The 2,325-nt window shown below is 68.5% G+C and carries 2 protein-coding genes; both read right to left on the bottom strand.

Features of this window, described 5'->3' with window-relative positions:
* The coding region (locus PHC73_RS11515; protein ID WP_300128270.1) for an efflux RND transporter permease subunit at positions 1-1,863 on the bottom strand (1,863 nt) is incomplete at its 3' end.
* The coding region (locus tag PHC73_RS11520; protein WP_300128272.1) for an efflux RND transporter periplasmic adaptor subunit at positions 1,856-2,325 on the bottom strand (470 nt) is incomplete at its 5' end. The genes PHC73_RS11515 and PHC73_RS11520, both read right to left, overlap by 8 nt.

Raw genomic sequence — 2,325 nt, forward strand, 5'->3', positions numbered from 1 at the left:
CACGTTCTGGCCCCGGCCGCCGAAGCTGAAGCCGTAGACGTTCATGGCGCCGAACACCAGGCGCTTTTCGGTTTCGTAAAAGTATTTGCCGACCTGCTCGATGACCGCGGCGGTGCGCTCCTGGGTAGCTCCCGCGGGCAGCATCACGGCCGCATACAGCGTGCCCTGGTCCTCGTCGGGCAAAAAGCCACCTGGCAGGCGCAGGAAAAGCAAGCCGACGCCCCCCACGATGGCCAGGTAGACCAGCAGGTAGCCGGCGGCGCGGCGCACCACGTGGCCGACCGAGGCGACGTAGCCGGTCGTGGCACGGTCGACGCCGGCGCTGAACCAGCCGAGCAGACTGCGTCGCGGCGGCCCGTGCGGTTTGGGCTTCAGCAGGGTGGCGCACAGCGACGGGGTGAAGATCAGCGCCACCAGCACCGACAAGCCCATGGCGGCCGTGATGGTGAGCGAGAACTGCCGGTAGATGGCGCCGGTGGTGCCGGGGAAGAACGCCATCGGCACGAACACCGCCGACAGCACCACGGCGATGCCGATCAAGGCGCCGGTGATCTGGCCCATGGACTTGCGCGTGGCCGAGCGGGCGTCGAGGTGCTCCTCGTGCATGATGCGCTCGACGTTTTCGACCACCACGATGGCGTCATCCACCAGCAGGCCGATGGCCAGCACCAGGCTGAACATGGTCAGCATGTTGATGGAGAAGCCGGCCACCGCCATGATGCCGAAGGTGCCCAGCAGCACCACCGGCACCGCGAGCGTCGGGATCAGCGTGGCGCGGACGTTCTGCAGGAACAGCAACATCACCAGGAACACCAGGCCGATCGCCTCGAACAGCGTCATCACCACCTCCTTGATGGCGGTGGTGACGAACGGCGTGCTGTCCTCGGCGTAACGGACCACCAGCCCGGGCGGAAAAGTGGGCTGCAGGTCCGCCAGGCGGGCACGCACGGCTTTGGCGGCCTCGAGCACGTTGGCGCCGGGCGCCGGCACGATGCCGATACCGGCCGCCGGCGCGCCGCTGTAGCGGTTCAGGAAGTTGTAGTTTTCGCTGCCGATGTCGATGCGCGCCACATCGCGCAGGCGCACCTGGGCGCCGTCCGGCTGGACCTTGAGCAGGATGTTGCGGAACTGCTCGGCGGTTTGCAGCCGGCTCTGGGCCAGCACGCTGGCGTTCAGCTGCTGGCCGGCGACGGCCGGCAGGCCGCCGAGCTGGCCGGCCGGCACCTGGGCGTTCTGGACGCGGATGGCGTTGTTCACGTCGGTCAGGGTGAGGCCGTACTGCGTGAGCCGGTCCGGGTGTACCCAGATGCGCATCGCGTGCTGGGCGCCGAACAGCAACACATCGCCCACCCCGTCGACGCGGCCGATGGGCTCCACGATGTGTGAGGCGACGAAATCGCCGATGTCGGACACGCCCATGCGGCCGTCTTCCGACACCAGCGCCAGCACCATCAGGTAGGTTTGGCTGACCTTGTTGACCTGCACGCCCTGCTGCTGCACCTCCGCCGGCAGCAGTGGCATGGCCAGCGCCAGCTTGTTCTGTACCTGGACCTGGGCGATGTCGGGGTCGGTGCCGGCCTCGAAGGTGAGCGTGATCTGCGCATCGCCGGTGGCGTTGCTCTCCGAGCCCATGTACAGCAAGCCGTCGAGGCCGATCATCTTCTGCTCGATGACCTGCGTCACCGTGCTGTCGACGGTGCTGGCCGCGGCGCCGGGGTAGACGGTGCGAATCTGAATCCCCGGCGGCGCGATCGACGGGTAGCTTTCGACCGGCAGTGTGGTGATGGCCAGACCACCGGCCAGCATGATGATGATGGCGATGACCCAGGCAAAGATGGGGCGGTCGATGAAGAAATTAACCATGGGCGGCGCCCTTGGCAGCGGGTGACGGGGCGGCTGGCGTCGGCGGTGCGTCGGCCGGCACCGGGTTTACCGGCATGCCCGGCATCAGGCGCAGCGGACCGCGCACCACCACCCGGTCGCCGGGGTTCAGACCTTTGCCGATCAGCCAGGCGTCGCCGGCGGCGCGGCGGGTCTCGACCACGCGCGCCTCGAGTTTGTTGTCGGCACCGACTACGAACACGCTGGCGTTGCCCTGCGCGTCGCGCGTGACGGCGCGCTGCGGGACCAGCAGCGCCGCCGGTTCGACGCCTTCCTGCAGGCGGCCGCGCACGTACATGCCGGGCAGCAGCACGTGCTGGGGGTTGGGGAAGGTGGCGCGCACGTTGACCGAGCCGGTGCCGAGGTCCACCGTCACGCCCGAGAATTGCAACTGGCCGGCCTGCGGATAGCTGCTGCCGTCTTCGAGAGTGAGCTCCAGGCGCG

Source organism: Immundisolibacter sp. (assembly GCF_028696615.1).
Classification (GTDB): Bacteria; Pseudomonadota; Gammaproteobacteria; order Immundisolibacterales; family Immundisolibacteraceae; genus Immundisolibacter.